General features: G+C 67.5%; 25 protein-coding genes. 14 read left to right on the top strand and 11 right to left on the bottom strand.

The genetic code is table 11. The features are described 5' to 3' along the window. Positions 1-21: 21 nt before the first annotated feature. The 3 genes from AC5QAH_RS19585 (at position 22) to AC5QAH_RS19575 (ending at position 3019) form a co-directional block, all read left to right on the top strand. On the top strand, positions 22-432 hold the full coding sequence (locus tag AC5QAH_RS19585; protein WP_049435172.1) for a DoxX family protein: 411 nt from the start codon (positions 22-24) through the stop codon (positions 430-432). A 31-nt stretch (positions 433-463) separates the two neighbouring features. Next, positions 464-1252 (top strand): dioxygenase family protein, encoded by a 789-nt coding sequence (locus AC5QAH_RS19580; protein WP_043398909.1) that lies wholly within the window; start codon positions 464-466, stop codon positions 1250-1252. Between the two features lie 117 nt (positions 1253-1369). Then, the gene (locus AC5QAH_RS19575) at positions 1370-3019 is read left to right on the top strand and encodes a Na+/H+ antiporter (protein WP_010484128.1); all 1650 of its coding nucleotides are present in this window, start codon (positions 1370-1372) and stop codon (positions 3017-3019) included. A gap of 44 nt (positions 3020-3063) precedes the next feature. Here the strand turns inward: AC5QAH_RS19575 and AC5QAH_RS19570 are convergent, their stop codons facing one another. Then, positions 3064-3312, bottom strand: coding sequence for a DUF3297 family protein (locus AC5QAH_RS19570; RefSeq protein WP_010484127.1), 249 nt, complete (start codon positions 3310-3312; stop codon positions 3064-3066). Between the two features lie 90 nt (positions 3313-3402). Here AC5QAH_RS19570 and AC5QAH_RS19565 point away from each other — a divergent pair, with 90 nt between their 5' ends. Continuing rightward, positions 3403-3945: a DUF6630 family protein gene (locus AC5QAH_RS19565; RefSeq protein WP_010484126.1), complete on the top strand. Its 543-nt coding sequence runs from the start codon at positions 3403-3405 to the stop codon at positions 3943-3945. Positions 3946-4052: 107 nt separating this feature from the next. Here AC5QAH_RS19565 and AC5QAH_RS19560 read toward each other — a convergent pair whose 3' ends face one another. From AC5QAH_RS19560 to msrB, 5 genes are all read right to left on the bottom strand, one after another. After that, on the bottom strand, positions 4053-4328 hold the full coding sequence (locus AC5QAH_RS19560; protein ID WP_010484125.1) for a DUF4031 domain-containing protein: 276 nt from the start codon (positions 4326-4328) through the stop codon (positions 4053-4055). Positions 4329-4341: 13 nt separating this feature from the next. Next, the gene (locus AC5QAH_RS19555) at positions 4342-4830 is read right to left on the bottom strand and encodes a hypothetical protein (RefSeq protein ID WP_010484124.1); all 489 of its coding nucleotides are present in this window, start codon (positions 4828-4830) and stop codon (positions 4342-4344) included. A 96-nt stretch (positions 4831-4926) separates the two neighbouring features. Next, a complete protein-coding gene (motB, locus tag AC5QAH_RS19550; protein ID WP_010484123.1) occupies positions 4927-5865 on the bottom strand; it encodes a flagellar motor protein MotB in 939 nt (312 codons plus the stop codon). Positions 5866-5868: 3 nt separating this feature from the next. After that, a complete protein-coding gene (motA, locus tag AC5QAH_RS19545; protein WP_005407915.1) occupies positions 5869-6723 on the bottom strand; it encodes a flagellar motor stator protein MotA in 855 nt (284 codons plus the stop codon). Between the two features lie 91 nt (positions 6724-6814). Next, positions 6815-7282 (bottom strand): peptide-methionine (R)-S-oxide reductase MsrB, encoded by a 468-nt coding sequence (gene msrB / locus AC5QAH_RS19540; protein WP_010484122.1) that lies wholly within the window; start codon positions 7280-7282, stop codon positions 6815-6817. A gap of 140 nt (positions 7283-7422) precedes the next feature. Between msrB and AC5QAH_RS19535 the strand changes: the two genes are divergently transcribed. Both AC5QAH_RS19535 and AC5QAH_RS19530 read left to right on the top strand, forming a co-directional pair. Continuing rightward, the gene (locus tag AC5QAH_RS19535; protein WP_043398903.1) at positions 7423-7800 is read left to right on the top strand and encodes a hypothetical protein; all 378 of its coding nucleotides are present in this window, start codon (positions 7423-7425) and stop codon (positions 7798-7800) included. Between the two features lie 143 nt (positions 7801-7943). Further along, positions 7944-8120, top strand: coding sequence for a hypothetical protein (locus AC5QAH_RS19530; protein ID WP_033833709.1), 177 nt, complete (start codon positions 7944-7946; stop codon positions 8118-8120). A gap of 56 nt (positions 8121-8176) precedes the next feature. Here the strand turns inward: AC5QAH_RS19530 and AC5QAH_RS19525 are convergent, their stop codons facing one another. Next, positions 8177-8656 carry an Lrp/AsnC ligand binding domain-containing protein gene (locus tag AC5QAH_RS19525; RefSeq protein WP_005407919.1) on the bottom strand — a complete coding sequence of 160 codons (480 nt, stop codon included), beginning with the start codon at positions 8654-8656 and terminating at the stop codon, positions 8177-8179. A gap of 149 nt (positions 8657-8805) precedes the next feature. Here AC5QAH_RS19525 and AC5QAH_RS19520 point away from each other — a divergent pair, with 149 nt between their 5' ends. Beyond that, positions 8806-10110, top strand: coding sequence for a D-amino acid dehydrogenase (locus tag AC5QAH_RS19520; protein WP_032128742.1), 1305 nt, complete (start codon positions 8806-8808; stop codon positions 10108-10110). Further along, a complete protein-coding gene (gene alr / locus AC5QAH_RS19515; protein ID WP_495232521.1) occupies positions 10089-11156 on the top strand; it encodes an alanine racemase in 1068 nt (355 codons plus the stop codon). The genes AC5QAH_RS19520 and alr overlap by 22 nt, the downstream gene beginning before the upstream one ends. 89 nt (positions 11157-11245) lie before the next feature. On the opposite strand, the gene AC5QAH_RS19510 is transcribed toward alr, so the two are convergent. Further along, the gene (locus AC5QAH_RS19510) at positions 11246-11809 is read right to left on the bottom strand and encodes a DUF3016 domain-containing protein (protein ID WP_010484117.1); all 564 of its coding nucleotides are present in this window, start codon (positions 11807-11809) and stop codon (positions 11246-11248) included. Between the two features lie 245 nt (positions 11810-12054). Here AC5QAH_RS19510 and AC5QAH_RS19505 point away from each other — a divergent pair, with 245 nt between their 5' ends. Together AC5QAH_RS19505 and AC5QAH_RS19500 are read left to right on the top strand one after the other, a co-directional pair. Continuing rightward, positions 12055-14043, top strand: a complete 1989-nt coding sequence (locus AC5QAH_RS19505) for a hybrid sensor histidine kinase/response regulator (protein WP_043398895.1) — start codon at positions 12055-12057, stop codon at positions 14041-14043. 43 nt (positions 14044-14086) lie between these two features. Continuing rightward, positions 14087-14380, top strand: a complete 294-nt coding sequence (locus tag AC5QAH_RS19500) for a DUF3247 family protein (protein WP_010484115.1) — start codon at positions 14087-14089, stop codon at positions 14378-14380. 70 nt (positions 14381-14450) lie between these two features. Here the strand turns inward: AC5QAH_RS19500 and AC5QAH_RS19495 are convergent, their stop codons facing one another. Further along, complete coding sequence (locus AC5QAH_RS19495) at positions 14451-14714, bottom strand: hypothetical protein (RefSeq protein ID WP_005407925.1); 264 nt, start codon at positions 14712-14714, stop codon at positions 14451-14453. A gap of 157 nt (positions 14715-14871) precedes the next feature. Here AC5QAH_RS19495 and AC5QAH_RS19490 point away from each other — a divergent pair, with 157 nt between their 5' ends. From AC5QAH_RS19490 to AC5QAH_RS19480, 3 genes are read left to right on the top strand one after another with little or no spacing between them, the layout of a single operon-like run. Continuing rightward, complete coding sequence (locus AC5QAH_RS19490) at positions 14872-15936, top strand: class I SAM-dependent methyltransferase (protein ID WP_043398893.1); 1065 nt, start codon at positions 14872-14874, stop codon at positions 15934-15936. Continuing rightward, positions 15933-16634: a pseudouridine synthase gene (locus AC5QAH_RS19485; protein WP_005407927.1), complete on the top strand. Its 702-nt coding sequence runs from the start codon at positions 15933-15935 to the stop codon at positions 16632-16634. The genes AC5QAH_RS19490 and AC5QAH_RS19485 overlap by 4 nt, the downstream gene beginning before the upstream one ends. After that, positions 16631-17314, top strand: a complete 684-nt coding sequence (locus AC5QAH_RS19480; RefSeq protein WP_478421176.1) for an HAD family hydrolase — start codon at positions 16631-16633, stop codon at positions 17312-17314. The genes AC5QAH_RS19485 and AC5QAH_RS19480 overlap by 4 nt, the downstream gene beginning before the upstream one ends. Before the next feature lie 96 nt (positions 17315-17410). On the opposite strand, the gene fabB is transcribed toward AC5QAH_RS19480, so the two are convergent. Both fabB and fabA read right to left on the bottom strand, forming a co-directional pair. Then, positions 17411-18619: a beta-ketoacyl-ACP synthase I gene (fabB, locus tag AC5QAH_RS19475; protein WP_043398887.1), complete on the bottom strand. Its 1209-nt coding sequence runs from the start codon at positions 18617-18619 to the stop codon at positions 17411-17413. Continuing rightward, positions 18619-19134 carry a 3-hydroxyacyl-[acyl-carrier-protein] dehydratase FabA gene (gene fabA / locus AC5QAH_RS19470; protein ID WP_005407930.1) on the bottom strand — a complete coding sequence of 172 codons (516 nt, stop codon included), beginning with the start codon at positions 19132-19134 and terminating at the stop codon, positions 18619-18621. The genes fabB and fabA overlap by 1 nt, the downstream gene beginning before the upstream one ends. A 191-nt stretch (positions 19135-19325) precedes the next feature. Between fabA and dinB the strand changes: the two genes are divergently transcribed. Beyond that, complete coding sequence (gene dinB, locus AC5QAH_RS19465) at positions 19326-20420, top strand: DNA polymerase IV (RefSeq protein ID WP_043398884.1); 1095 nt, start codon at positions 19326-19328, stop codon at positions 20418-20420. Positions 20421-20676 lie beyond the last annotated feature (256 nt).

Raw genomic sequence — 20676 nt, 5'->3', positions numbered from 1 at the left:
CTCCCTTCAAGGTGCTTTGCCATGCACACCACGACCGCTCCTGTTTCGCCGCTGGCGCCGTATGGCGCCACCCTGCTGCGCCTGGCCCTGGGCGTGCTGTTCCTGGCCCATGCGCTGACCAAGCTGCTGGTATTCACCCCGGCCGGCACGGCGGCGTACTTCGAGTCGCTGGGCCTGCCCGGCGCGCTCGGCTACCTCACCATCGGCGTCGAGCTGGTGATCACTGTCGCGCTGCTGCTGGGCGTCTATGCGCGCTGGGTGGGCCTGGTCGGCGTACCGCTGCTGCTGGGCACCATCGTCACCGTGCACGGCGCCAACGGTTTCGGTTTCGCCAATGCCGGCGGCGGCTGGGAATACCCGGCGTTCTGGGCACTGGCGCTGGTGGTGCTGTTCCTGGTCGGCGATGGCAAGTGGACCCTGCGTTCGCGCTGATCGCCGCCTGATCCTGCAACTGGAGCATTCCATGTCCCGCCTGCCTTCGCTGTACATCTCCCATGGTTCGCCGATGACTGCCCTGCATCCGGGCCAGGTCGGTGTGCGCCTGGCCGAGCTGGCGCGCGACCTGCCGACGCCGCGTGCCATCGTGATGGCCTCGGCGCACTGGCTGGGCCGGCAGCCGCTGGTCGGCGCGCATCCGCAGCCGCCGACGATCCATGACTTCGGCGGCTTCCCGCGCGCGCTGTTCGAACTGCAGTACCCGGCGCCGGGCGATCCGGCGCTGGCCGAAGAAGTGGCCGGCCGCATCGCCGCCGCCGGCCTGCCGGTGGCGCTCGACCCGCAGCGCGGCCTCGACCATGGCGCGTGGGTGCCGCTGCGGTTGCTGCGCCCGCAGGCCGACATTCCCGTGGTGCCGCTGTCGATCCAGCCGCTGCTCGGCCCCGAGCATCAGTTCGCGCTGGGCCGCGCGCTGGCGCCGCTGCGCGAACAGGGCGTGCTGCTGGTCGGCTCCGGCAGCATCACCCACAATCTGCACGACTGGGGCGACTACCAGGACGGCAAGGAAGCGCCGTACGTGCGCCCCTTCATCGAGTGGGTGGAGCAGCGCCTGGCCGCTGATGACCGCCAGGCGCTGTTCGACTATCGCCGGCAGGCGCCGTTCGCCGAGCGCGCGCACCCGACCGACGAGCACCTGCTGCCGCTGTTCTTCGCGATGGGCGCGGCCGGCGAGGGCGGCTTCGGTGCACGCCGCATCGACGCCGGCATCGATGCCGGCTTCCTCGCCATGGATCTGTACCGCTTCGACGGGGCATGAGCCGGGGCTGACGCGCGGCGGCCCCGGCCATCGCGGTCGTGGCCGCATGTGGTAGTTTTTTCCGGGTTTCCGGCGCTGGCCTTCGAGCCTCCCCGCGCGCCGCTTCCTGGAAGAAGCATGCATACCATTGAAGTCGTCCTGGCGATGCTGGTGGCCGTTGTCGCCAGCGGCTACCTGGTTCGCGTCCTCCCGTTCTCGTTGCCGCTGCCGCTGGTGCAGATCGGCCTGGGCGCGGTGATCGCCGGGGTGTTCAACCGCGGCCACGCGCTGGAGCCGGAAGTGTTCTTCCTGCTGTTCCTGCCGCCGCTGCTGTTCCTGGATGGCTGGCGCATTCCCAAGCAGGGCCTGTTCCGCGACAAGGGCGCGATCCTCGAGCTGGCGTTCGGCCTGGTGGTGTTCACCGTCATCGGCGCAGGCTTCCTGATCCACTGGCTGATTCCGGTGATGCCGCTGGCGGTGTGCTTCGCGCTGGCGGCGATCGTGTCGCCGACCGATCCTGTGGCAGTGGGTGCGATCGCCTCCAAGGCGCCGATTCCCAAGCGCTTGATGCACATCCTGGAAGGCGAGTCGCTGCTCAACGATGCATCGGGCCTGGTCTGCTTCCGGTTCGCGGTGGCTGCGGTGATGACCGGCACGTTCTCGCTGGCCACGGCCTCGCTGACCTTCGTGTGGGTGGCCGTGGCCGGCCTTGCGGTGGGCGTGGCGGTCACCCTTGGTGTGTCGACCTTCCAGCGCTGGCTGTGGCGCCGCTTCGGCGAAGAGCCGGGCGCGGCGATGCTGGTCAACCTGCTCATTCCGTTCGCGGCCTACCTGCTGGCCGAAGAGATCCACGCCTCCGGCATCCTCGCCGCGGTCGCCGCAGGTATCGCGATGAGCTATGTCGAGCTGACCGGCCGCGTCTCCGGCAGCATGCGCGTGCAGCGTGCCGGGGTCTGGAACATGCTGCAGTTCAGCTTCAACGGCATCATGTTCGTGCTGCTGGGCGAGCAGCTGCCAGGCATCGTCGAACGCGCCACCACCACCATGAACGAGACCGGCCACCAGAGTGCGTGGTGGCTGCTGGTGTATGTGGTGGTGATCAATCTGGCGCTGGTCGTGCTGCGCCTGTTGTGGGTGTGGCTGTCGCTGCGCTGGAACCTGCTGCGCGCGCGCCGTCGCGGCCTGGAGCGGGGCGAGGCACCGAACTGGCGCATCGTGGTGGCGACCTCGGTGGCCGGTGTGCGCGGTGCGATCACCCTGGCCGGCGTGCTGACCCTGCCGCTGTTCCTGCCTGATGGCAGTGCGTTCCCGGCACGTGACCTGGTGATCTTCCTGGCTGCGTCGGTGATCCTGTTCTCGCTGCTGGGCGCCAGCATCGCCCTGCCACAGCTGCTGAAGGGCCTGCAGCTGCCGGCCGACTCGGGCGAGCGCAAGGAAGAAGACCTGGCGCGCCGGCTGTCGTCGAAGGCGGCGCTGGCCGGGGTCGAGCGCATGCGCCAGCAGCTGGTGATGAACCAGAACACCGAGAACGTGCAGCTGTACAACGACGCCGCGTCGCGGGTGAGCCTGCTGTACCAGCGCCACCTGGAGCGCGACAGCGAGGGGCCCGACGTGGACCCGGAGAAGGTGCGGCGCATGGAAATGGGCTACCGCCAGCTGCGCAGCGCCGGCCTCAATGCCGAGCGCGAGGAGCTGTTCCGGTTGACCCGGCGCGGGGTGATCTCCGATGAGATCTCGCGGCGCCTGATCCGCAACCTGGACCTGCTGGAGTCGCGCAAGCGCGAATGACGCCGGATGTAGAGTCGAGCATGGCTCGACTCTACAAAAGCCGGTTACTCCGGCTTCGTGTCCAGGAAATACGCCTCGACCTTGCCTTTGACCTTGATGGTCATCGGGTTGCCGCGGCGGTCGCGGGCCTTGCCGGCCTGCACGCGGATCCAGCCTTCGCTAACCGAGTATTCCTCGACGTTGTCGCGCTCGACGTCGTTGAAACGCACGCCGACGCCGCGCTCCAGCGCCTGCGCATCATGGAAGGGGCTGGCCGGGTTGATCGCCAGGTGGTCGGGAGGGGTATCGCTCATCGCTTCATTCACAGTGACGGCCACCAAGGCCGGCTTCAGCGGCACAGGATAAACCGTAGAATGCCGGCCTGCCCCAGAGGAAGTTCCGCCATGCCCGACAACAGCGACTATTTCGACTTCGAGGAAGACATCCACGACTTCGACGAAGACGGCTTCGAGGCCCGGGTCTGGAACCTGCTGGTGCTGATCAACCCGGGCGACGAAGAGCTGGCCCTGCAGCAGTTCAACCGCTGGCGCGAGCACTTGGCCGAGGACGGGCAGCCGTTGGAAGCGGACAGTGACTGGCTGCCGGCCCTGTTCACGGCCATTGCCTGGCAGTCCGGTTTCGAGGTGGAACGTGATGATCTGGATTCGCTGCAGTCAGCGGTGAACGAGCTGTCTGCGCGCTTCAACCTGCAGCTGGACTGGGGTGGCGACCTGGACGACGAGGATTTCGCCGAAGACCTGGACGGCGTGCAGCTGATGTCCACCGCCTTCGACCGCCTGCGCGAGCACAACTACACGCTGTGGAGCGTGGATGCCGGCAGCGACGGTTTCACCGGCGTGATGGCGCTGACCCGCGACGACGACGCGATGCTGGCGCTGTGCTCGCTGCTGAACGTTGAAATCCGCCTGGGCAGCGACCCGTTCTGAACGGGCCGGCAGCGCTGCGCATGTAGAGCCGAGCCCGCGCTCGGCTGCAGTCCGCGTAGAGCAGCCGAGCATGGGCTCGGCTCTACAGGAGGCAAACGGCAGCGCGCCTACGGCCGGTACTGCGCCCTGGCGTTGGCAATCACCGCTTTGACCAGGTCACGGTCGGCGTGCCGGGAAATCGCCCGCGCACCGAGCGCGATGGCCTGCGCGCGCAGCTCGGAAGTGACATCGTAGTGCGCACCGCTGGCCTTGTTCTGGAAGGCCCGCGGTGGAATGCCGAGCTGCGCCGCCATCGCGTGCAGCTCGGCCAGGGTGTCGGCCATCAGGTGCGCCCAGCGCTGTCCGCGCCAGGGATGCACCGCGTCATCGACGTAGACCGTCACCGCCGCGGCCGGTTCAGGCCTGCGGCTTGCTGTCGCTGTCAGCGGCCGGGGTGGCCTCGGCAGCAGCTTCAACCACTTCGCCTTCGGCGGCCTCAGCGGCTTCTTCGCCTTCTTCGGCTTCCACGGTCTCGAACTCGGCGACCAGCTTGTCCAGGTACTCGTCAGCGGTCTGCTCGGATTCGGCTGCCAGGGTGTCCAGCAGCTTCTGCAGCAGCTCGGAGTACTCCAGGTTGACCTTGCGGCCTTCCTTTTCCTGCACGTTGGACAGGTGCTTGAGCATGGCCAGCATCGGCACCGGGTTTTCGGCGTTGCCCATGGTCTGGCCGCCGATGGCCAGCAGCCACTCACGGCCCTGCAGGCCGATGGCCGCGACCACCTGGCCGTCTTCGTTGGTCAGCACGGCATGGTTCTGCACCTGCTGCTGGGCGTTCAGGCGCAGGAACGGACGCTTGGCCTGCTGCTTCTTGCGCTTGTCGCGCTTGGCCTTGGAGTTCTGGGACATGGGGGGGATCACCTGGAAACGGAAAGACCGCCATTGTAGCGGCCGCACGCAGGTGGGGTCAGATCCCTTTCCAGGGGAAAGGGATCTGACCCCGGTTCAGTGCGCCTCACCCTGCGCGGCCTGCACGTCCGGGTCGGCGGTCGGCGCCGACAGCCCCACCTGTGGCCCGGCACCGGCCAGGGCGGCCGCTTCGGCGGCCTGGGTCATCACCACGATGCTGATGCGGCGGTTGATCGGGTTCTGCGGGTCGACCTTGTCGAACAGCACCGACGAAGACAGGCCGACCACGCGGGTGATCTTGCTGTCGTCCAGGCCACCATCGATCAGCGCGCGGCGTGCGGCATTTGCACGGTCGGCGCTCAGTTCCCAGTTGCCATAGCCGCGAGCGGCGGAATAGGCGGTGATGTCGGTGTGACCGGTCAGGCTGATTCGGTTCGGCACATGGTTCAGGTACTCGGCCAGCTCGTGCAGGATCTGCTGCGTGTACGGCTTCAGCGTGGCGCTGCCAAGGTCGAACATCGGCCGGTTCTGCTTGTCCACGATCTGGATGCGCAGGCCCTCCGGGGTCAGGTCCAGCAGCAGCTGGTCCTTGAACGGTTCCAGCGCCTGGCTCCTGCTGATCGCTTCCTGCAGCTCCTTCATCAGCTGTTCCAGCTGCTGCTTGTCGCGCTGCTGCTGGTCCACCGGCTGCGGTACTGCTTCCTTCTGGTTCTGGAAGGGATCGTTGCTGTTGCCACGCGAAACGTCGGTGGCACCGCCCAGCTTGATCATCGAGGTGCTGGCGCCGCCCGGGCCGGCCATGCCGGGTGCCGGCGTGGCGTTCTGCCCGCTCAGCGGGCTCGGGTTGCGGAAGTACTCGGAAATGGCAGCACGGTCGTTCTTGTTGGTGGTGGCCATCAGCCACAGCACCAGGAAGAACGCCATCATCGCAGTCACGAAGTCGGCATAGGCCACCTTCCACGAACCGCCATGATGGGCGGCGTGGCCGGCCTTCTTGACCCGGCGGACGATGACGGTGGGCTTGGTCTCGGCCATGGCTTACTTGACCGTCTTCAGGTGCTGCTCGAAATCGGAGAAGGCCGGGCGCACGTTCGACGGCAGCGTCTTGCGGGCGAATTCCAGCGCGATCTTCGGGTTGTAGCCGCGCAGGCAGGCCAGCAGGGCGGTCTTCACCGATTCGTAGATGCGGCTGTCCTGCTCGGCGCGGGCCTCCATCGCGGCTGCCATCGGGCCGACGAAACCGTAGCCCAGCAGGATGCCGAGGAAGGTGCCGACCAGCGCACCGGCGACGTGGCCACCGACCTCGACGATGTCGCCACCGATCGAGCCCATGGTGATGACGATGCCCAGCACCGCCGCCACGATGCCGAAACCGGGCAATCCGTCGGCGACCTTGGTCAGCACCTGCGACGGCGCCATGGCCTCGGCATGGTGCTTTTCCAGCTCCAGTTCCAGCAGCGGCTCCAGCTCGTGCGGCTCGATGTTGCTGCCGATCATCAGGCGCAGGCAGTCGGTGATGAAGTCGATCAGGTGGTGGTCGGCCTGCACCTTGGGGTAGTTGCCGAACAGCGCGCTCTCGGCCGGCCGCTCGACATGGTCTTCCAGGGCCATGAAGCCTTCGCGGCGGGCCTTGTTGAGTAGTTCATAGAGCAGGCTGAGGACGTCGATGTAGTCCTGCTGCTTGTAGCGCGGGCCCTTGAACACGCCGACCATGGCCTGCAGGGTCTGCTTGACCGTCTTGGCCGGCGTGCCGACCAGGAAGGCGCCGAGCGCGGCGCCGCCGATGATGACCAGCTCGTAGGGCTGCCAGAGGGCACCCAGGCGGCCGTGGGCACCGAGATAGCCCCCGATCACGCTGATGATGACGACCAGGAATCCAACGATGATGAGCATGGGGCGACGCAAGGAGAGGGGATATCTCCTTGTCGGCCCGTCGCCCGGTTTTCTGAAGAGGGAATTCTGTGAAACCGGTCAGCGGGGTGTTTCAGCCCGCCACGCCGCTTTCCGCGCCGCCACGCTGCAACGGGTCGGGCCAGGGCTCGCCATTGCCGGTGAACGAAAGTGAGACGGAGTTCAGGCAGTGGCGCTCGTAGGTGGGCGGCGGACCGTCCGGGAACACGTGGCCCAGATGGCTGCCGCAGCGCGCGCAGGTGATCTCGGTGCGCACCATGCCGTGGCTGGTATCGCGGATCTCGCGCACGTGCGCCGGGTCGAACGGGGCAAAGAAGCTGGGCCAGCCGGTGCCGGAATCGAACTTGGTGCTGGAGCGGAACAGCGGCAGTGCGCACAGACGGCAGCAGTAGACGCCCTCGCGTTTGTTGTCGAGGAATACGCCGCAGAACGGCGCCTCGGTGCCGTGCTGCAGCAGTACGCGGCGTTCTTCGCCGCTGAGACCGGCGACCAGCGCCTCGGTCTGGGTGGCGGTGGGGGGCGTCAGGTCGAAGGCGGTCATGGCGGCGCTCCGTGGGGTCGATGGCCTGGGGATGCCGGAAAACGTGGGGGTGCCGGCGCGCACTTGCAAGTGTGACGGCCGTTCATGGGCGGCACACAGGTGCAGGCGCAAGGTGAATGCGATCCACGCCGGAGCGTGACATGAAACCGAGCCTTCCCCTGCTGTTGATGGGCCTGCTGCCCCTGGTTGCGCAGGCCCAGGTACCGACGTCGTCGAGCCCGACCGCCACCCGCAGTGCCACCACCGTGGCACCGCAACCGGTGGCACCTCCGCCACAGGCTGCCCGCCCGCAGCCGCAGGTGCTGCCGTCGCCGCAGCCGGCACAGCCGATCAAGTCCACCGGCCCCGCCCGGATCGCGCCGGCGCCGGTACCGAAGCCGGCCGACAAGGTCTATGACCGCAATGGCCGCATCGTGCCTGGCGTGCGCCCGGCCGGCCCGAACCGCGTGTTCGACTCGCGTACAGGCCGTTATTACGACAGCGTGCCTGCCGGTGATGGCCAGCAGATCAGGCGCTGACCTATGGGCCAAGCAAGGTTGGCAGCTCCTGCGCGTCGTGCGGGCTGAACGCACGAAAACAGCCTCTTGGCGATCACTGCTTTTTCGCCTGCGATTAACCGTTCCGGGACCACCGTGGCCCTGCGCTGGCATTCCGCCGCCGCATGTCCTTCGTCCACTGGATCGCGATCATGAAAAACCAGCAGAACCGTCATCCCGGCAAGGAACCGCAGGGCCGCAACCCGCAGCAGCAACAGCAGCAACAGATGGACCCACAGCAGCCGCACAAGGGCGGCAAGCAGCAGGAACAGCGCTCGCAGAAGCATCCGCAGCAGCGCTGAGGGACTCCGGGGGTCGGATCCCGCACCGCGGGCTCTGACCCCATCCTGCGAGCGCCTCAATCCGGAATCGGCAGGCTCAGCGTTTCCTTCACTTCTTCCATCACGATGTAGCTCTTCGACTCACGTACATGCGGCAGCGTCAGCAACGTGCTGCCGAGCAGCTTGCGGTAGGAGGCCATTTCGCTGATCCGCGCCTTCAGCAGGTAATCGAAGTCGCCCGATACCAGGTGGCACTCCAGCACGTTGGGCAGCTTCAGCGCCGCGCGCCGGAACTCCTCGAAGATGTCGCCGGACTTGTAGGCCAGGCTGATCTCCACGAACACCAGCAGGCTGGCCTTCACCGCGGCCGGGTCGAGGTGGGCGTGGTAGCCGGTGATCACCCCTTCGCGCTCGAGCCTGCGTACACGCTCGGTGCATGGCGTGGTCGACAGGCCGACCCGCTCGCCGAGTTCGGTGAAGGAGATGCGGCCCTCGGCCTGCAGGATGCGCAGGATCTTGCGGTCGATCTTGTCCAGTTCGCGGGTACGGGTGGCCATGGCCGTCAACCTTGGGGAATGAATTGCAGGAGAACATCCTGCCGGTTGATTTCAAAACAGGCAAATCAACTGGGAATGGCTGTCTATACTTCCCCAATTATGGTCCCGGCACGCTCCAGTGCAGGGAATGATCGGGTTGGAGAAGTCCCATGCGAGTCCTAGTTCTCGGCAGCGGCGTGATCGGCACCACCAGTGCCTGGTACCTGCGACAGGCCGGGTTTGAAGTCACGGTCATCGATCGTCAGCCCGGCCCGGCGCTGGAAACCAGCTTCGCCAATGCTGGCCAGCTGTCGTTTGGCTACACCTCGCCGTGGGCGGCCCCGGGCGTGCCGAAGAAGGCCATCGGCTGGCTGTTCGAGAAGCACGCGCCGCTGGCGATCAAGCCGGGCATGGACCTGGCCCAGTACCGTTGGCTGTGGCAGATGCTGCGCAACTGCACCCATGAGCGCTACGCGATCAACAAGGCGCGCATGGTGCGCATGTCCGAGTACAGCCGCGACTGCCTGAACGAGCTGCGCGCACAGATCGGCATCGAATTCGAAGGCCGCGACCTGGGCACGACCCAGTTGTTCCGCACCCAGCAGCAGCTGGATGCCTCGGCGCAGGACATCGAGATCCTGGCCCAGTACGGTGTGCCGTACGAGGTGCTGGACCGCGCCGGCATCATCCAGGCCGAACCGGCCCTGGCCCACGTCGATGGCCTGGTCGGCGCGCTGCGCCTGCCGCGTGACCAGACCGGCGACTGCCAGCTGTTCACCCGCCGCCTGGCGCAGATGTGCGTGGATGCCGGTGTCGAGTTCCGCTTCGACCAGGACATCACCGGCCTGGAGTTCGATGGCGACCGCATCACCGGTGTGCGCATCGACGGCAAGCTGGAAACCGCCGACCGCTTCGTGGTCGCGCTCGGCAGCTATTCGCCGGCGCTGGTCGCATCGCTGGGCATGCGACTGCCGGTGTACCCGCTGAAGGGCTACTCACTGACCCTGCCGATCACCGACCCGGCGATGGCGCCGACCTCGACCATTCTCGACGAGAGCTACAAGGTGGCGGTGACCCGCTTCGACGACCGTATCCGCGTCGGTGGCATGGCCGAAGTGGCCGGCTTCGACCTGTCGCTGTCGCAGCGCCGCCGCGAAACCCTGGAGCTGGTGGTCAGCGATCTCTACCCGAAGGGCGGCGACCTGTCGCGTGCGCAGTTCTGGACCGGCCTGCGCCCGGCCACGCCGGACGGTACGCCGGTGATCGGCGCCACGCCGTTCCGCAACCTGTACCTCAACACCGGCCACGGCACGCTGGGCTGGACCATGGCCTGCGGCTCGGGTCGCTACCTGGCCGACCTGATGAGCGCGCGCCAGCCGCAGATCAGCACCGAAGGCCTGGATATTTTCCGCTACGGCCAGTACGGTCACGCGCCGCAACAAGAGAACCGCACATGCGTCCTGCCCGCGCGCTGATCGATCTGGGCGCCCTGCGCAGCAACTACCGGCTCGCCCGTGAACTGGGCGGTGGCAAGGCCCTGGCGATCATCAAGGCCGATGCCTATGGGCATGGCGCGGTGCGCTGTGCGCAGGCGCTGGAAGACGAGGCCGATGGCTTCGGCGTGGCTACCATCGAAGAGGCACTGGAGCTGCGCCAGGCCGGCATCCGTGCGCCAATCCTGCTGCTGGAAGGCATCTTCGAGCGCAGCGACATGGCGCTGGTGGCCGAGCATGACTTCTGGTTCGCTGTCGGTTCGCCGTGGCAACTGGAGGCCGTTGCTGCCTTCGACAGCCCGCGCCCGTTGACGGTGTGGCTGAAGCTGGACAGTGGCATGCATCGCCTTGGCCTGGACGTGGACAGCTTCCGTGCCGCGCATGCACGCCTGTCGGCGCTGCCGCAGGTCGAGCGCATCGTGCTGATGACCCACCTGGCGCGCGCCGATGAGCTGGACAGCGAACGCACCCACGAACAGGCCGCGACCTTCGCGCGGGCCATCGACGGCCTGGACGGCGAGACCAGCGTGTGCAACTCGCCGGCGCTGCTGGGCTGGCCGGATGTACGCAGCGACTGGGTGCGCCCGGGCCTGATGCTGTATGGCGCCAATCCGCTGCCGGACAACACGGCACTGACCGAGCGCCTGCGCCCGGTGATGACGATGCAGTCGAAGGTGATCGCCGAGCGCTGGATCGAGGCGGGTGAGCCGGTGGGTTATGGCGCACGCTTCGTGGCCAAGGCACGCACCCGCGTGGGTGTGGTCGCGCTCGGCTATGCCGACGGTTATCCGCAGTTCGCCCCGAATGGCACCCCGGTGCTGATCGACGGCCAGCCCGGTGCGCTGATCGGGCGCGTGTCGATGGACATGCTGACGGTGGACCTGACCGCGCATGCGCAGGCCGGCATCGGCAGCGTGGTGGAACTGTGGGGCAGCGCACCGACGCTGTCCGAACTGGCGCCGCGCTGTGGCGTGAGTGCGTACCAGCTGCCGTGCGCGGTCAAGCGCGTGGGCAAGGTATACGTGTAGAGCCGAGCCCACGCTCGGCTTCGGTAGCGGCCGACCTTGGTCGGCGCCGTGTAATGCGTGTCGACCAAGGTCGACACCTACCGAGTGGCCTAACGCGCAGCGGTGGCCTGGCTGGCCAGCTGGCGCTTCACCCAGTCATCGATCAGGCGCTTCTCGTAGCGCAGCGGATCACTGTCGCTCTTCAGCCCCAGGTTGTGCAGGTAGCCGGTATCGCTGAGGCGCGCATCGCCCTCGCTGACGATACGGCCGCTGGCGTCCTTCAACGTGTACTGCAGGCTGATCCGCGGCGGGTAGATGTCGCGCATGATCCGGATGTCGCGGCCACGCGGGCCGTGCCACGGCTCGTAGTCACCGGCACGCTTGATGTCCACCAGGGTCACATCGAGGGTCTGCCCAGGCTGCAGCGGCTTGGCAGCGGTGGTCTGCAGGTAGCGGGCCAGCTGCTGTACCCAGTCACCGCGTTCGGCCTCGAAGCGGTTGGTGCTCTGGCGGATCTCGGTGAATTTGGCCGGATCCTCCCATTTCACGCTGACCGGGCCATCGGCCTGCAACGCGCGCGGCGCGTCCGCATCGGTCACGGTGCGCGGTGCAGCGTTGGCGCCGCCCGCCACCAGGGCGCCTGCCAGCAGGGCAATCGCGAGTGAGCGTTTCATGACGGTCTCCTGCGTCCCCGTGCTGGGGACGATGTTGATCACAGATCGAGTGTGATCCTGTGGCCGGGCCACCGCAATGGCCGATTGCGTCGTGCGCAAGGGTGGTTGCCGCCAATTCATCGACGTCAACCATGACTGACGGCGCTTGACGCTGTGAATACGCGCTTTGGAAGATGCTGTGCTTCCAATCCGGCCTGCACAGACGCCCCTTGTCCACACTGCCGCCCCTCGTGGAGCGCCCACCGATGATGGTGCCAGCGCCCGAACCCGACCTGCATCATGGCGTGCTTGAGCGCATCAACGCCGGTTTCTGCGTGATCCAGGTGCTGTTCGAGGGCGATCGCGCGGTGGACTACCGTTTCATCGAGGTCAACGATGCGTTCGAGCGCCACACCGGCCTGAAGGACGCGCGTGGCCAGCGCATGACGGCGCTGGAACCGGGCCACGAGCAGGACTGGTTCCGCATCTACGGCGAGGTCGCGCGCAGTGGCCGCCCCGCCCAGTTCGAGATGGAAGCGCGTGCGCTGGGCCGCTCGTTCGCGGTTGATGCGGTGCGCGTGGGCCGTCCGGGCGAAGACAAGGTCGGCATCCTGTTCTTCGACATCACCGCACGCAAGCAGATGGAAGTGGAGCTGGGCGAAAGCGAAGCCCGCTTCAGCGCACTGGCCGACGGCCTGCCGATGCCGGTGTGGGTGCTCGACGAGCGCGGCCATGCCCGTTTCGTCAACAGCGCTTTCAGTGAGTTCTTTGGCGGTGACGAAACACGCGTGCCGGAAGATGTCTGGCGCGGCCTGGTGCATCCGGACGATGCATCGGTGTTCGAGTACGAACTGCAGGAAGCACTGAAGGCGCAGCGGTCGATGCATGCGCTGGTGCGGGCCCGACGTGCCGATGGCGAGTGGCGTTGGCTGGAGATGAACGCACGCCCGCGTTTCTCACGGATGGGCCGCTTCATCGGCCTGGCCGGCAGCAGCCCGGACGTGACCGAACGCCGCGAGATCGAACTGGCCCGCGAGGAGCTGCTGCAGTCCGAGCGTGCCGCGCGCAGCGCCGCCGAGAACATGGCGCGGTTGAAGGACGAGTTCCTGGCCACGCTGTCGCACGAGCTGCGCACGCCGCTGACCACCATCCTCGGTTGGAGCGAGCTGCTGCTGCAGCGCGTGGACAACACCAGCCCGCTGTACAAGGGCCTGAATGTGATCGCCAACAGCGCCGGTGCGCAGAAGCGGCTGATCTCGGACATGCTCGACCTCAGCAGCATGCTGCTGGGCAAGGTGCAGCTGGAGGTGGAGATACTGGACCTGCGCGACCTGCTGGGCGAAGCCATCGGTGCGCAGGAACTGGTCGCCGAAGGCAAGGCGCTGGACGTGAGTCTGCTGCTGCCGGAGCAGCCCAGCCTGGTGCTGGGCGATGCCACCCGCCTGCAGCAGGTGTTCTGGAACCTGCTGTCGAACGCAATCAAGTTCACCCCGGCCGAAGGCCGCATCGACGTGCAGCTGCAGGCCGACGGCAACCACTGGGTGATCACGGTGCGCGATACCGGTGATGGCATCGCACCGGAGTTCCTCAACCATCTGTTCAGCCGCTTCCGCCAGGCCGATGGCACCACCACCCGACGCCATGGCGGCCTCGGCCTGGGCCTGGCGATCGTGCAGCAGCTGGTCGAACTGCATGGCGGTACCGTCACCGCCGCCAGCGAAGGCCATGGCCACGGCGCCACCTTCACCGTGCGCCTGCCGCAGCACATTCCCGATGCCGAGCGACGCCCGCTGCGCGAAGTGATCAGCGGGCCGATCCTGGAGCCGGTGATCGTCGAACCGTACCCGCTGCGTGGCATGCATGTGCTGGCGGTGGAAGACCAGCCGGAAGTGCTGGAGTACCTGCGGCGCATGCTGGAAGAGCAGGGCGCGAGTGTGTCGGCCGCCAGCTCGGCCGGTGAAGCGCTGGCGTTGCTGGCCGATACCGGGCACCTGCAGTACCACGTGATGCTGACCGACATCGGCATGCCGGGCATGGATGGCTATGGTCTGGTGCGCACGCTGCGCGAGGACATGGGCGTGGATGCGATGACCCTGCCGGCGGTTGCCGTGACCGCGCTGGCACGCGCCGATGACCGGCGCCGAGCGCTGGCGTCAGGCTTCCAGGAACATGTCGCCAAACCGTACTCGGTGGCACAGCTGGTGGCTGCGGTACGCAAGGTGCAGGTGCCACGCGCGGACAGCGCGCTGCACTGAGCATTCACGGCCGATCGGCGACCCTGCACGCAGGAGGTCGCCGATGTCCCGTATAGCTCCCCGCATCCATACCGATCCGGCGCAGATCGCGCGCCTGGAAGCCCTGTTGCCGCAGCTGGAAGGCGAAACGCAGGTGCAACTGACCCTGCACGATGGTCGCCGCCTGCTCGGCACCGTGGCGGTGAAACCGACCGTGCAGCAGTACCGCAACGACGCCGGCGACGAAGGCAGCAACGGCCAGTTGCGCCTGGATGACTACGACACGCCGGTGCAGCAGCACCATGTGTGGCTGGACGAGATCGCCAGCGTCAACCGTCTGCCACCCAGGGCGCCTTGATCGGATGTAGAGCCGATCCCACGCTCGGCTGCGCCGTCGCCCGAGCGTGGGCTCGGGCGCTACCGGTGTGTCAGTGCTCGAACAAGGTCGGTGTCGCCTCGAACCGGCGCGCATAGGCGCGTTCTTCCGCCACCCGGGCCACCTCGTCATCGGCCAGGTCCGGTGCGCCGTACACCGCATAGGCCACGCTGCCGTCGGCGCCATGACCGACCTGGTGCAGCCGGTAGCGCGAGTGGCCGCCGCCGGTGTCCTCGGGGTAATGCACGGGCGGATGGCTGCCTTCCAGGTCCATCTCACTGTTGTCGACCACGCCACCGACGAACAAGGCTCGCATGCAGGTTCTCCTGGGTTTCCGGGGGAGCCTCTACCCTGAACGTTTCAATGTTGCTGGCAGATCAAGGCCCCGTTCGGGTTTCGCAAAGCGGCATACCGGGGCCGGCCCGGCCAAGCCGGTACAATGGACGGCCCTCACGCTTGAAGTACCCGCGCCGATGGCCTCTAGCGACGACGCCCCCCTGCAGACCCTGTTCCTGCCGTTCTCCCAAGGCGCCCTGCGCTGGCCGGAGGGCCCGGTGGCCTTCCTGCGTGCCCGCGACGGCTGGCCGCTGCGTGAAGCGGCCGGCAACCGCGAGGTGCACTGCGAGCAGAGCTTCGCCCCGTTCGCGCAGCCGCTGCAGCAGGCCGCCGGCTGGACCGTCAGCGGCCAGCTGGATGATGTGGCCGGCAAGGGCCGCTACCCGCTGGTGCTGGTGCTGCCGCCGCGCCAGCGTGAAGAGGCCCGCGCGCTGTTCGCCCGCGCGCTGGCGCTGGTCGCCGACGGCGGCCGCATCGTTGCCTGCCAGTCCAACAACGAAGGTGCGCGCTCGGGCGAGGGCGACCTCAAGCAACTGACCGGCCTCGGCGGCAGCCTGACCAAGAACCACTGCCGCGTGTACTGGACCGCCCCGATGCAGGGCCAGCACGACGCCGACCTGGCCAAGCGCTGGTCGGCACTGGATGCGGTGCGGCCGATCGTCGGCGGCCGTTTCCTCAGCCGCCCGGGCGTGTTCGCCTGGGATCGCATCGATCCGGCCTCGGCGCTGTTGGCCGAGCACCTGCCGGCCGACCTGGCCGGCCGCGCCGCCGACCTCGGTGCCGGCTACGGCTACCTGTCGCGCGAGCTGCTGGAGCGCTGCCCGAAGATCACCGCGCTGGACCTGTACGAAGCGGAGCAGCGCGCGTTGGCACTGGCCGAGCTGAACCTGGCACCGCCGCCGCGTCCGCTGCCGCTGCGCTTCCTGTGGCAGGACGTCACCGCCGGCATCGAGCCGGGCTACGACGTCATCATCAGCAATCCGCCGTTCCACACGCCCTCGCGCGCCGATCGCCCGGACATCGGCCAGCGCTTCATCGCCGTGGCCGCGCAGGCGCTGCGCCCGGGCGGACGCCTGTACGTGGTGGCCAATCGCCACCTGCCGTACGAGTACACGCTCAACGAGAGCTTTGGCGCAGTGCGCGTGATCGCCGAGCGTGATGGCTTCAAGCTGGTGGAAGCGGTGAAGGGGAAGGGCAAGTGAAGCTGGTCAAGCTCATCGCCAACCTGGGCTATGGCAGCCGCAAGCAGGTGCAGTGGATGTTCCGCGAAGGCCGCGTCACCGACGCCGACGGCGAGGTGCTGTATGCCGACGACCAGGTGCCGCACGAGGCGATCCGCGTCGACGGCGAGCCGCTGGACCCGCCGGTGGGCCTGTCGATCGCGCTGCACAAGCCGGCCGGCTACACCTGCTCGACCAAGGACACCGGCCGCCTGATCTACGACCTGCTGCCGCCGCGCTTCCGCGACCGGGATCCGGTGCTGTCCACGGTGGGCCGCCTCGACCGCGAGACCAGTGGCCTGCTGCTGCTGACCGACGACGGTGGCCTGCTGCACCGGATCATCTCGCCGAAGTCGAAGCTGCCGAAAGTCTATGAGGTCGAGTTGAGCGATGACCTGCGCGGCGACGAGGTGGCGCTGTTCGCCAGCGGTACGCTGATGCTGGAGTCCGAGAAGACGCCCCTGCTGCCGGCTGAATTGGAGGTGCTGGATGCGCGTCGCGCGCGCCTGGTGCTGCACGAAGGCCGCTACCATCAGGTACGCCGCATGTTCGCCGCCACCGGCAACCACGTGCAGGCCCTGCACCGCAGCCGCGTCGGCGGGCTGGACCTGCAGGGGCTGGACGAAGGGCAATGGCGGCAGCTCACTTCCACCGACCTGGATACGCTGTTCGCTCCATGACCACCATCGCTGCGCTGCCGTTCCTCCCCGACGCCGTCATCTTCGACATGGACGGCCTGATGATCGACAGCGAGCGGGTCTCGCTGGCCTGCTGGAGCGAGGCCGCCGACGAATTCGGGCTGGGCCTGGACGAGGCGGTGTTCCTGCGCATGGTCGGCCTCGGTGACCGCGATACGCACGCGCTGCTGCGTGCGCAGGGCATCGAGGACAGCGTGATCGACGCCGTGGCGGCACGTTGCCATGAGCTGTACGAAGCACGCACGCAGACCGGTCTGCCGCTGCGGCCGGGCATCCTGGAGCTGCTGGAGCTGCTGAAGGCACATGCGATCCCGCGTGCGGTGGCAACCACCACGCGGCAGCCGCGGGCCAACCGCAAGCTGGCCGCCGCTGGCCTGCTGCCGTACTTCGATGCGGTGATCACCAGCGGCGACGTGGCGCGGCCGAAGCCGGCGCCGGATATCTACCTGCTGGCCGCGCAGCGGCTGGGCCAGGCGCCGGAGCGTTGCCTGGCGCTGGAAGACTCACCGGCCGGTACGCGCGCGGCGCTGGCGGCCGGCATGACCGTGATCCAGGTGCCGGACCTGGTGCATCCTGATGAAGAGCTGCGCGCACTGGGCCACCGCATCGTAGGGTCGCTGGTGGACGCGCGCGCATTGCTGGTGCCGTTGTTGCCGAAATAAGCGGTAGGTGCCGACCGTTGGCCGGCACTGAGCCGAGCATGGCTCGGCTCTACATCTATTGGTGGGTGCCGACCGTTGGTCGGCACGCCTTCCCCATCACACCCGCCCGAACACCAGCGCGGCGTTGGTGCCACCGAAGCCGAAGCTGTTGGACATCACCGTATCCAGCTTCTGCTCGCGGCTTTCGCGCAGGATCGGGAAGCTCTCCACCTTCGGGTCCAGTTCGCCGATGTTGGCCGAACCGGCGACGAAGCCATCGCGCATCATCAGCAGGCAGTAGATCGCCTCGTGCACGCTGGCCGCACCCAGCGAATGGCCGGACAGCGCCTTGGTCGAGGACAGCGGCGGCACCGCATCGCCGAACACTTCGCGGATCGCATTGAGCTCGGTGACGTCGCCCAGCGGCGTGGAGGTGCCGTGGGTGTTGAGGTAGTCCAGCGGGCGATCGACGCCCTGCAGCGCCATCTTCATGCAGCGCACCGCGCCTTCGCCGGACGGGGCGACCATGTCGGCGCCGTCGGAGGTCACGCCATAGCCGATCAGCTCGGCATGGATGTGCGCGCCGCGCGCAACGGCGTGGTCGTAGTCCTCCAGCACCAGCATGCCGCCGCCGCCGGCGATGACGAAGCCGTCGCGGTCCTTGTCGTACGGACGCGAGGCGCTGGCCGGGGTCTCGTTGAAGCTGGTCGACAGCGCGCCCATCGCGTCGAACATCACGCTCATCGACCAGTGCAGATCTTCGCCGCCACCGGCGAACATGATGTCCTGCGCGCCATGGCGGATCATGTCCGCGGCAGCGCCGATGCAGTGCGCCGAGGTGGCGCAGGCGGCCGACAGCGAGTAGCTGACGCCCTTGATCTGGTAGGCCGTGGCCAGGCAGGCCGAGACGGTCGAGCACATCGTGCGCGGCACCATGTACGGGCCGACCTTGCGCACGCCACGTTCGCGCAGCAAGTCGACCGCGCCGATCTGCCACTCGCTGGAGCCGCCACCGGAACCGGCGATCAGGCCGGTACGCAGATTGCTGACCTGATCGGCGCTGAGCCCGGCATCGGCGATGGCATCGCGCATGGCCAGATAGGCGAAGGCCGCTGCATCGCTCATGAAGCGCTTCTGCTTGCGGTCGATCAGCGCGTCCAGGTCGAGGTCGACGCGGCCGCCGACCTGGCTGCGCAGGCCCGCTTCGGCGTGGTCGGCCAAGGCGGTGATGCCCGAGCGCCCTTCGCGCAGCGCAGCCGAAACGGTATCCAGATCATTGCCGAGGCAGGACGTGATGCCCATGCCGGTGATGACGACGCGACGCATCAGAAGCTCCCGGTTTCAGTGAACAGGCCGACGCGCAGGTCGCGCGCGCTGTAGATTTCGCGGTCATCCACGTACATGCGCGCGTCCGACTGGGCCATCACCAGCTTGCGGTTGATGACACGGCTGATATCGATCTCGTAGCGCACCAGCTTGGCCTCCGGCAGCACCTGGCCGGTGAACTTCACTTCGCCACAGCCCAGCGCGCGGCCCTTGCCGGGGGCGCCCAGCCAGGTCAGGAAGAAGCCGGTCAGCTGCCACATGGCGTCCAGGCCCAGGCAGCCGGGCATCACCGGGTCGCCGATGAAGTGGCAGCCGAAGAACCACAGGTCCGGGCGGATATCCAGTTCGGCGCGTACCATGCCTTTGCCATGCGGTCCGCCGTCCTCGCGGATGTCGGTGATGCGGTCGAACATCAGCATCGGGTCGTTGGGCAAACGGCCGGCGGCGGTGCCGAACAGTTCACCGCGTGCGCTGGCCAGCAGCTGTTCGCGGTTGAACGCGTGGAGACGGGTCATGAAGCACAATCCTGGAAGCGGGGAAACAGGGAAACAAGCGCTCGAGGATGCCCGTGGAAACTGCGCCGATCAAACATTTCAACCGTACGCAACCGTAGTGTTTTCAATGGAATACGCGCATCCTGTTGATGTGCAACGACCATACTTCGGCGTGTGGCCCGTCCGGCACGCCCCCGCCCTTTCCGCCTGACATGACCCGACTGCGCAAGATCATCCACGTCGACATGGACGCGTTCTACGCGTCGGTGGAGCAGCGCGACGATCCGTCACTGCGCGGCAAGCCGGTGGTTGTGGCATGGCGTGGCGCGCGTTCGGTGGTGTGCGCGGCCTCGTACGAGGCACGCGTGTTCGGCGTGCGTTCGGCGATGCCCGCCGTGCGTGCCGAGCGCCTGTGTCCGGATGCGATCTTCGTGCCGCCGGACTTCGCACGTTACAAGGCGGTGTCACAGCAGGTGCGCGCGATCTTCCTGCGGCATACCGACCTGGTCGAGCCGTTGTCGCTGGACGAGGCCTACCTCGATGTGACCGAGCCGAAGAGCGGCATCGAACTGGCCACCGACATCGCCCGCACCATCCGCGCGCAGATCCGCGAGGAAACGAACCTGACTGCTTCAGCTGGCATCGCGCCAAACAAGTTCCTGGCCAAGATCGCCTCGGACTGGCGCAAACCTGATGGCCAGTTCGTGATCCCCCCGCAGCGGGTGGACGCGTTCCTGCAGCCGTTGCCAGTGAACCGGGTGCCCGGCGTCGGCAAGGTGATGGAAGGAAAACTTGCCGCGCGCGGCATCGTCACCTGCGGCGATCTGCGGCAGTGGGCGTTGATCGACCTGGAAGAAGCATTCGGCAGCTTCGGCCGCAGCCTGTACAACCGTGCACGCGGCATCGACGAGCGGCCGGTGGAACCGGACCAGCAGGTGCAGTCGATTTCCTCGGAGGACACCTTCGCCGAAGACCTGCCGCTGGAAGACCTGGGCGAAGCGATCGTGCAGCTGGCGGAGAAGACCTGGAAGGCCACGCGCAAGACCGAACGCGTCGGCCACACCGTGGTGCTGAAACTGAAGACCGCGCAGTTCCGCATCCTCACCCGCAGCTTCACCCCGGAGCGCCCGCCGGAATCGATGGAAGAACTGCGCGACATCGCGCTGGCCCTGCGCGCCCGCGTCGACCTGCCGGCGGAGACGCGTTACCGCCTGGTTGGCGTCGGGCTCGGCGGCTTCCGCGAGAAGGAGCCGGTGGTGCAGGGGGAATTGTTCGAGCACGACATGAACAAACCCACAGATACCTAATCATCAAACAGTGGGGTCAGAGCCCGTTGCGCAGCAACGGGCTCTGACCCCGTGCCGACCAACGGTCGGCACCCACCATCAGCAGCAGGTTCCGACAGATAGCGGGAAACTGTCGAAGGCGGGGTGGGTCCGGTTGCGGGGGCGTGAGCCGCATGGATGCGGCGACCGAGCTTACATGGGTGAGGGCGCTTTGCTTGCGAAGCACTGCTTCGCAAGCGCCCGAACGCACAGCCGCCAGCGGCTGGGCCGGGCCCCG

The organism is Stenotrophomonas sp. YJH_SMC_43 (genome assembly GCF_059372535.1).
This window is presented reverse-complemented; position numbering and strand designations above follow the sequence as displayed.